Below are 9,424 nucleotides of genomic sequence, written 5' to 3' on the forward strand. Positions count from 1 at the left end.
GGGTAATTGGCTGTACCTCTGTTGGTTTCCTAAAGGAAAGGTAAGAAAGATCGGTTTCTACTCTTTTATTTAAAGCATCTAAGCTCATCGCTATCTCTCCTTTCAATAAAGTTTCTCCGTGATAAAAGTTTATTTTATACCTAACACAAAATGATAGGTTTTATAACATTGTTTAATTTATATTATCACTTTTGGAATATGATTGTACCTCCATTCTCTCTAAAGTTTTTTTTGCAAATTGTATAAAATCACTAATATAATTTTTTTATATCTTATGTATGGAACCATATTTACATCGTTTAAAAGGAAAAAACCATTACAAGGTTTAATGAAGAAAGCTTTTCTGACATAAATTTTAAGGGAAACATGTGCGAGTTTGTGACAGTTATTTGTTAATTACGCTCTACTACTTGACTATCGTATTCATCAAATCTATAGTCATAATTAGTAACTCAGCAAAGGGAGTCAACGTATGAGAAATTTATTTAAAATAACAGCTATATTTACAACGATTGTTATGTTTATTTTAATGATTGCCGGCAGTCTGGTCACAACCACAGGATCTGGATTAGGGTGCGGAAACGAGTGGCCGCTGTGTAACGGGCAGTTAATACCCGAATACGCGGTAGCAACAATGATTGAATATACGCATCGTTTGATTACCGCATTTGCAGGTCTTCTCGTTTTAGCATTTTCTATTTGGGCTTGGATTCGTTACCGCAGAAACCGTGAAGTGAAAATTTTAGCGATTCTGAGTATTGCATTTATCGTTATTGAGTCATTACTCGGGGCTTCTGCAGTTATCTGGCCTCAGTCAGCTGAAGCGCTAGCACTGCATTTCGGTCTTTCGCTTATTGCGTTTACCGGCGTATTTTTGCTTTCCATGTTTGTTATTCAAAAAGACCGTTCGGATCATTTTATTAAAGGAGCGGTCACAGGCAAATTTAAAGGGCTCGCATGGTTTACGCTTATATTTACCTATTGCGATATTTATTTAGGTGCATATGTGCGTCACAAAGGTGCAAGCTTAGCATGTACAAGCTTTCCTGCTTGTTATGGCAATACGCTTATTCCAAAACTTTCAGGAACAACAGGTATTCATTTTGCCCACCGATTTGCTGCTCTTGTACTGTTTGTTCTTATCATTTGGATTATGGTATCTGCCATCAAACAGTACAAAGAAACCCGCCGTGATATTTATTACGCGTCCATCATTGCGGTTGCTTTAACCATTGCTCAAGTATTCAGCGGTATCTTTGTTGTCATGTCTCGTTTAAATGTCTTTGCTACACTGTCTCACTCAGCATTTATTACAGCGTTATTCGCTACGCTTAGCTACATTTGTGTACAGACTTTAAAAGGTAAAAGACGATAACTCAAAAAAACACGTGCAGTTCATAACTGCACGTGTTTTTTTGAGTTAAGCTAGTTCTATTCCGCCTGTAATCCCGTAAACTTGAGCTGTTACGTAGCTTGCATCCGTTGAAGCTAAAAATACGTATACATTTGCCAACTCTACTGGCTGACCAGCACGCTGCAACGGTGTATCTTGTCCAAAGCCTGGAATAGCGTCGCTTGGCTGCCCTCCAGAAATTTGCAGCGGCGTCCAGATAGGTCCTGGAGCAACGGAGTTGACGCGAATACCTTTTGGAGCTAATTGCTTGGCTTGGCTAGTCCGCGAGTGAATCCGTTAATGGCAAACTTTGTAGCTGCATAGTCTAATAAATTAGGACTTGGGCTATAGCCTTGTACAGAACTTGTTGTAATAATAGAAGCACCTGCCGGTAAATAAGGCAGCGCTGCTTTTACGGTCCAATATAAAGAGAATACATTTACTTCAAAGGTTTTGCGCAGTTGGTCCGTTTCTAAATCAGCAATATCTTCTACTGCCTGCTGTTTGCCAGCTACGAGCGCTAGAACATCTAAACCATCTAATTCTTTATAAGCTTTTTCTACTAGCTCTTTGCAAAAAGATTCTTTGCCTACATCACCAGGTATGAGAACGGCTTTTCTTCCTTCTGCTTCAATAAGCTTTTGTACTTCTTCTGCATCTGCTTGCTCTTGTGGCAAGTAATTAAGCGCAACGTCTGCACCTTCTCTTGCGTAAGCGATCGCTGCTGCCCGGCCAATACCTGAATCTCCGCCCGTCACAAGAGCTTTTCTGCCTTTTAATTTACCTGCACCTATGTAACTGTTTTCCCCGCAGTCCGGGATGACGTTCATTTCTTTTTGTACACCGGGCGGTTCTTGATACTGTTTTGGATAGTCTTCATGGAAATATTGAGTTAATGGATTATTTAGTTTTGACATATTCGTCACTCCTTTATGACTCCTTTATGAATGAATCCTTAACCAACTAAGGAAAAGTTTTCTATATACTTGTTCTTCCCGTCCTCTTCTTTAGTAAACATGCTTGATGTGCTCTATTATCCTCACTTTTCTTTCATTACCTTTCCCCTTCAATCAACAGCTAAAAACAGCTGCATACCTAAAATCTACGTTTACCATCACAATAAAAAAATCCGAACGAGTCGAATTCTTTATTAAGAATCTCGATTCCTCGTTCAGATCTTCTTTTAACTAAGATACATTTATCCCCCCCTCTTTAAATAAATGGTGAGAGCTTTGTATTTTACTGTGAACAATAAGCGTTCTTTTTCTTCTGTTCTGCTACTCTGTTAGTTCCACTTGTAAAGGCTTTGATTCTTCTTCGGCTTCTTTAGGAGTGCGAACAATTAACACATCACATTTGGCATAGCGTAAAATATGCTGAGATACGCTTCCGATTAAAATGCGCTCTACGGCGTTTAGCCCCGTCGCACCGCATATAATTAAATCAACGTGCTTATCGGGAGCAATTTTTTTAGATATTTTTGTTTTAGGAGAACCGTGTTCAATTAATGTCTCGACTTTCGTTACTCCAGCCTTAAGAGCTAGGTTACTATAGTTGGTCAAAAGTTCTTCAGCAAATTTCTCTGCATCTTGAAAGCGTGTATCTGTATAGAATGCATAAGGTGATGGACTTAACGCCTGTATGTCGATAACGTGACAAACTATTAAATGAGCGTTATTTTTTTTCGCACTGTTAACTGCTTTTTTGAATGCCCACTCTGCTTCTACAGAACCGTCTACTGCTACGAGGATGTTACGATAAGCCATATTCATCATAATCTCTCCTTTGTCTTTCGTTTATAAAGAACTTTCCTTGCTACACTTTTATTTTACTTCTTGCGCAAACGAAAATATGTGATTTTTATCACAATATATAGAAATTAATAAAAATGGAGCCGTGTGTAGTGCACGGCTCCATTTTTATTGAACTTGAGAGTTAAAAGTCATTATCCAAATCGATCCTGCTACAATCGTAATAACAAAAACGATTCCAAGTATTAAAGCCATCACATTATAACGGGGCTTCTCTCCGTCTTTAATATGCATGAAGAAAAACAGTTGAATGAAAAATTGAAGCACGGCCATTCCTAGAATGCTAGCTAGTAATATATTTTTAGCAAATACTTGGTTTAATACCAGCATCAGAGGAATAACGGTTAAAATAATCGAGAAAATAAATCCTATTGTATAAGCTTTTAACGATCCATGGTTCTCCATCTACATCACCCCCATTAAATACACAACCGTGTAAAGGAAGATCCAGACAGCATCAAGAAAATGCCAGTATAAGCTGATAATCGTCACTTTTCGCTTTGTTACAGAGGTAATTCCATATCGTTTTAATTGGATTGTAATTGAAATCATCCAAATGATGCCGACAGAAACGTGCAGCCCGTGCGTACCAACTAGCGTATAGAAAGCTGTAAAAAATGCGCTGGTGGAAATGGTTGCTCCTTCATGAACCATTGTTTGAAATTCATGAATTTCAAGGCCCACAAAGCACATACCTAAAAGCAGAGTTACGATTAGCCAGCCAATTAAAGGTTTTATTTTTCCCTTGTGCATGCTCAGCACAGCTAATCCGCTCGTAAAGCTGCTCGTTAATAAGATAAACGTTTCAGAAACAAATCCTGGAACTTCAAAAAATTCCTTTCCTGTAAGGCCTCCCGCAGTATGATTAACAAGAACGGCATACGTAGCAAATAATGCTCCAAATAGGATGCAGTCCGTTACGAGGAAAAGCCAAAAACCCATAACTTTGATTCCTTCATCATGTTCATCATGATGTTCTTCGTGGTGCGCTGTCGCATAAGCCATGTCAGCCAACCCTCCCTACTGAATCTTCTGTATGTCGAATTTCATCCACCGGAATATAATAGTCCGAGTTGTATTGAAAAGAACGAGCTAGTAAACAAGCTCCGACTCCTGTCAAACCGAATATCGCCATCCACACCCAGTGGAACGTTAAGCCAAAACCAGCAATGAACCAGAAAACCGACATGATAAATGGAATACCTGAATTCTTAGGCATATGAATCGGAGAGAAAGCAGCTGTTTCCTTCGCTTTTTTCTTTTTTCTTTCTTCTTTTATTGTCCACCACGCATCTTGCCCCGTTACTGTTGGAATCACTGCAAAATTGTARTGCGGCGGCGGTGAAGGGATGGACCATTCTAATGTACGTCCATTCCAAGGATCCCCTGTTACATCTCGTTCTCCGTACTTAATGCCATGAAGAATCTGCCATGCTTGAAAGATAAACCCTATGCCCATAAAGAAAGCTCCGACTGTAGAGATAACGTTCAGCGGTCCCCATCCCATGTCAAAGTCGTACGTATAAATACGGCGCGTCATTCCCATAAACCCTAATGCGTATTGAGGCATGAAGCATACATAAAAACCAATATTCCATGTCCAAAACGCCCATTTACCAAGACGGTCATTTAATTTAAAGCCAAACATTTTTGGCCACCAATAGTACAAACCTGCAAAAAAGCCGAATACARCGCCTCCAATTAACACTTGGTGAAAGTGTGCAACTAAAAAGTAGCTATTATGATACTGATAGTCTGCGGGAGCTGCTGAAAGCATAACACCCGTTGCTCCTCCCACAACAAAACACGGGATAAAAGCAATTGTCCATAGCATTGGCTGYGTCATTTGAATACGGCCGCGGAACATCGTAAATAACCAGTTGAACACTTTAACACCCGTTGGAATTCCGATAGCCATCGTCGTAATAGCAAAAAACACATTCACATTAGCACCTGCACCCATCGTAAAGAAATGATGTACCCATGTGAAATACGATAGAACGCTAATAATCATCATTGAAAAAACCATAGACTTATAGCCAAATATCTTCTTTTGAGAAAACGTTGCAACGATTTCAGAAAAAATGCCGAATGCAGGAAGTACAACGATATACACTTCAGGATGTCCCCACATCCAAATTAAGTTAATGTACATCATCGGATTTCCTCCGCCGGTCATAGTAAATAAGTGTCCGTCAAAGAAGCGGTCAATAAACAATAAAGCAAGCGTTACGGTTAATACAGGAAACGCGAAAATGATAATAATACAGCTTGCTAGAACGGACCACGTGAATAGGGGCATATGCATAAGTTTCATGCCCGGTGCACGCATTTTTAAAATAGTCATAATAAAATTAATTCCAGAAGCCAAGCTGCCAATACCTGATATTTGAATACCCCAAATATAAAAATCTTGACCCGGTCCAGGACTGAACTGCATGCCAGAAAGCGGAGGATAACTCAACCATCCTGCATCTGGCGAGCCGCCGATTACAAACGACAAATTGAAAAGCATGGCGCCAAAGAAAAATAGCCAAAAGCTTACCGCGTTTAAAAAAGGATAGGCGACATCCCTTGCTCCAATTTGAAGAGGTACAACAATGTTAAAGAACGCAAACATAAGCGGCATTGCCATAAATAGAATCATAATGGTTCCGTGTGTAGTAAAAATTTCGTTGTAATGATTAGAATCTAGAAAATGCCACTGAGGGAATGCTAGTTGCATACGCATTAATAATGCATCTACTCCGCCTCGAAACAGCATTAATAATGAAGAAAGCATATACATAATACCAATTTTTTTATGATCCACCGTTGTGAGCCACTCACGCCATAGCCACTTCCATTTTTTAAGATACGTAAGAACAAAAATAATACCGGCTAATGTTAATAAAATGGCGACATCTGCTCCGTAAATCATCGGTTCTCCTGTCACAAAAAAATGAGATGAAAAATCTTTTAATTTTTCTAACAACTTATTTTCCTCCTTCCTGGTGCTCATGCTGTGCATGTACTTGTTCTTCAGAAGCCACATTCATAGTCTTCATGTCTTCATTTTTCATATGGTGATGCTGACTATAATATTGACCACCGTTTTTAATGACAATTTCTTGGAATAAGCCTTYAGGAATGGTAGAATACGATTTTTCTAGAGAAAGACCTTGTTGGGCAAGGTTGCTATAATCAGCTTTTGTTAAAGCTGGTGATGTTTCTTTCACTTGCTTTACCCACTGATTAAATTCTTTTGTCGATGTAGATTTAACTTTAAAATTCATATGAGCGAACCCTTCACCCGTAAAATTAGCACCCGAACCAAAATATTCTCCCTTGTGATCAGCTTGCAGCCAAAGCCCCATTGCCATTCCCGGCATGGTATATAATTGTCCTCCCAACTCGGGTACCCAAAAAGAATTCATAGGTGCATCTGACGTTAGCAYGAATTGAACGGGCACATCTTTTGGAATGTTGACATAGTTCACTGTCGCAATATCTTGATCCGGATATTGAAATAACCATTTCCAGTCAAGGGATGTTACTTCAATTGTTAGCGGCTTTACATCTTTTTTCGGCGGATCTACTAAGTCATACGTCGTCTTGGCCGTAGCGAAACCTAAAATACTAATAATAATAATGGGGATCCCCCACCAAATAAATTCAAGACGCTTACTATCGTCCCAGTCTGGCCGATACGAAGCCTTGTTTCCAGGCTTATCACGGTAGCGTAAAACGATATACACAAGCAGACCTAAAACAGGAATAACAACAATTGTGCATAAAATTATGGAAAAAATAATTAACTGGTATTCTTTTTGAGCCACCGCTCCCTGCGGATTTAAAATCAAATAACGACTATCACAGCCTGCTAAAAAAATTGTGATGAATACGGAGAGAATGATTAACTTGCCAATATGCATTGATTTTTGCTTTCTCACCTAAGCTCAGGCTCCCTTCTTCTAAATCTCTGTACATAATAATGGTATATAAACGTTCATATTAGAGATGCATCTTAACAGATCAAAAGGCTAATAACCTCCTAACATATTGAAGTTTGTCATGACATATTGCTTACTCCTAAAAAATTATCATGTTGTATCATTAAAAGGTGTGATATTCATCACACTTGAAGCGCTTTTTATGTAGTTTGAACGCCTTTACCATAATTTCGTCACATATTTGGGTAATTGTGGGGAATAAAAGGTGCCTTGTGACTATCCTAATAAAAGAAAAAAACTCTTCCAGTTTTTATTAACTGAAAGAGTTTTTTATAAGTACTAGATGAAGTATTGAGCTTTAACACTTACTGATTTGCTTGTTTGACCTGCTGAAACATCCAATCAATCATTTTCCGATTCTGATACGCGGGAACCCAGGAAGCATGATCATACTTTAATTCTTTAGGATATTCCGTATATAGCGGATACCCCCAGATTTTTTGTAAATTCATTGCACCGTTATTTATATTTACGATGAAACACTCCTCATAAAAAAACTATATTTCTATTTTTAAAGAGGCTTATCACTATAGCAATATCCTTTAAAAAAGCTATCCACTTTCTTCATAAAGGTTACATATTAAAAACACCTAAAAATAGTTTAGGTGTTTTTGAAAGGTTTATATTCATCTTTCCTCTAAGCAAAAGCTCAATGGTTATATGGCCTTCTTACTCTTTGAAGCCCCTTGTTTTTTTCTCCACATATTTTCCATTTGTTCAAGAGTTCTACCTTTTGTTTCAGGAACAAATTTCCAAACAAATAAAGCAGAAAGTACACTCATTAAACCGTAAAAACCATATGTTAATCCTCCGCTATATTCCATCATCACAGGATACGTAGAGGAAATAAAATAGTTAGCCGCCCACTGAGCAGCTACGGCAATAGCCACAGCACGACCTCTAATTTTGTTAGGGAAAATCTCTGAAATGAGCACCCAACAAATTGGTCCCCATGACATCATAAAGGAAGCTGTATAAATAATGATAAATACAAGCGTCCCTATACCAATGATGTTTGAAAAAGCCATGCTTGCTACACCGAACATTCCAATGGCCATTCCGATAGACCCTGTTATTAATAAAGGTTTTCTTCCCAAACGATCAACCGTCAAAATTGCAATTACTGTAAAAATAACGTTTACTAATCCCATAATAATAGTTTGCAGCATAGAAGAACCTTTAGCTGCTCCCATGCTTTCAAAAATACGCGGAGCATAATATAGAGCTACATTGATTCCTACAAACTGTTGAAATACAGAAAGCAGTATACCTACAACGATAACTAATTTTCCATATGCCAATAATTTTTCAGACGAAACATTGGTAGAAATTGTTTGTTTAATATCTTCTAAAATTGATTTCGCTTCTGAAGATCCATTAATTTTAGTTAGTATGGCTAAAGCTTTTTGATCTTGATTCTGTATAGCTAAGTAGCGAGGCGTTTCAGGAACTAAAAACAAGAGTGCTGCAAAGAGTAAAGCTGGAATGGCTCCTGAAGCAAACATGTATCTCCAACCTACATCATTAATCCATTCTAAGGTTTCCCCATTTGCAATACCCCAATTCACGAAGTAAACGACTAACATTCCAAAAATAATCATAAATTGATTGAACGATACCAATCTGCCGCGAATATCTGCCGGTGCAATTTCTCCTATATAGATGGGACAAATGGCTGATGCTAAGCCAACACCAATCCCACCTATAATACGGTAGAAGTTAAAAGCAAGTAACAAAGAGAGTGTCGGTTCTCCTTTTGTGAAAAATAAAAACTCAGGATAAGAAGCGCCTAACGCTGAGACTATAAAAAGAATAGCTGCTAGTATAAGTGATTGTTTGCGTCCTAGTTTCGTCGCAAAATAACCAGATACCAAGCCTCCAATAATACATCCTATTAAAGCACTTGATACAGTAACACCATGTGCTAAAGATCCTAACCCTAAGCTGTCAATAAGATACACCTTTAATGATTCTTCAGCTCCAGATATTACAGCTGTATCATATCCAAACAGTAACCCTCCGATAGCGGCAACTAAGGTAATAGAAAAAATATATAATGAGTTTCGATTTTGTTTCATGCGTTGTTAAAAGCAGTTAGTTAAAAGTAACAGTAGAAGTTCTATTTCTAACTGAGTTCGCACTTATTTGAATGCGTTTTCAAATTCTTGGAACACAAAAGAAATTTTCGTCGTCTATTCGACTAACTGCTCTTATCCTCCCCTCCAATG

General features: G+C 38.2%; 8 protein-coding genes and 1 pseudogene. 1 reads left to right on the forward strand and 8 read right to left on the reverse strand.

All coding sequences use genetic code 11. The features are described from left to right. Positions 1 to 472 precede the first annotated feature (472 nt). The gene (locus AC1DRF_RS11095; protein ID WP_043981926.1) at positions 473 to 1,375 is read left to right on the forward strand and encodes a COX15/CtaA family protein; all 903 of its coding nucleotides are present in this window, start codon (positions 473 to 475) and stop codon (positions 1,373 to 1,375) included. A 45-nt stretch (positions 1,376 to 1,420) separates the two neighbouring features. On the opposite strand, the pseudogene AC1DRF_RS11100 reads toward AC1DRF_RS11095, so the two are convergent. The 8 genes and pseudogenes from AC1DRF_RS11100 to xylE form a co-directional block, all read right to left on the reverse strand. Continuing rightward, positions 1,421 to 2,310 (reverse strand): annotated as a pseudogene (locus AC1DRF_RS11100) (SDR family oxidoreductase). 360 nt (positions 2,311 to 2,670) lie between these two features. Beyond that, on the reverse strand, positions 2,671 to 3,165 hold the full coding sequence (locus tag AC1DRF_RS11105; RefSeq protein WP_043981924.1) for a universal stress protein: 495 nt from the start codon (positions 3,163 to 3,165) through the stop codon (positions 2,671 to 2,673). A gap of 147 nt (positions 3,166 to 3,312) precedes the next feature. Next, on the reverse strand, positions 3,313 to 3,609 hold the full coding sequence (cyoD, locus tag AC1DRF_RS11110) for a cytochrome o ubiquinol oxidase subunit IV (protein WP_097823686.1): 297 nt from the start codon (positions 3,607 to 3,609) through the stop codon (positions 3,313 to 3,315). Then, positions 3,610 to 4,209 carry a cytochrome o ubiquinol oxidase subunit III gene (gene cyoC, locus AC1DRF_RS11115; protein WP_427076303.1) on the reverse strand — a complete coding sequence of 200 codons (600 nt, stop codon included), beginning with the start codon at positions 4,207 to 4,209 and terminating at the stop codon, positions 3,610 to 3,612. A 1-nt stretch (position 4,210) separates the two neighbouring features. Next, the gene (qoxB, locus tag AC1DRF_RS11120) at positions 4,211 to 6,178 is read right to left on the reverse strand and encodes a cytochrome aa3 quinol oxidase subunit I (RefSeq protein ID WP_477740745.1); all 1,968 of its coding nucleotides are present in this window, start codon (positions 6,176 to 6,178) and stop codon (positions 4,211 to 4,213) included. A 1-nt stretch (position 6,179) separates the two neighbouring features. After that, complete coding sequence (locus AC1DRF_RS11125; RefSeq protein ID WP_477740746.1) at positions 6,180 to 7,118, reverse strand: cytochrome c oxidase subunit II; 939 nt, start codon at positions 7,116 to 7,118, stop codon at positions 6,180 to 6,182. A gap of 383 nt (positions 7,119 to 7,501) precedes the next feature. Continuing rightward, the gene (locus AC1DRF_RS11130; RefSeq protein ID WP_157842273.1) at positions 7,502 to 7,648 is read right to left on the reverse strand and encodes a hypothetical protein; all 147 of its coding nucleotides are present in this window, start codon (positions 7,646 to 7,648) and stop codon (positions 7,502 to 7,504) included. Positions 7,649 to 7,852: 204 nt separating this feature from the next. Then, positions 7,853 to 9,274, reverse strand: coding sequence for a D-xylose transporter XylE (gene xylE / locus AC1DRF_RS11135; protein WP_098579519.1), 1,422 nt, complete (start codon positions 9,272 to 9,274; stop codon positions 7,853 to 7,855). Positions 9,275 to 9,424 lie beyond the last annotated feature (150 nt).

Source organism: Priestia sp. P5_B4, assembly GCF_056400385.1.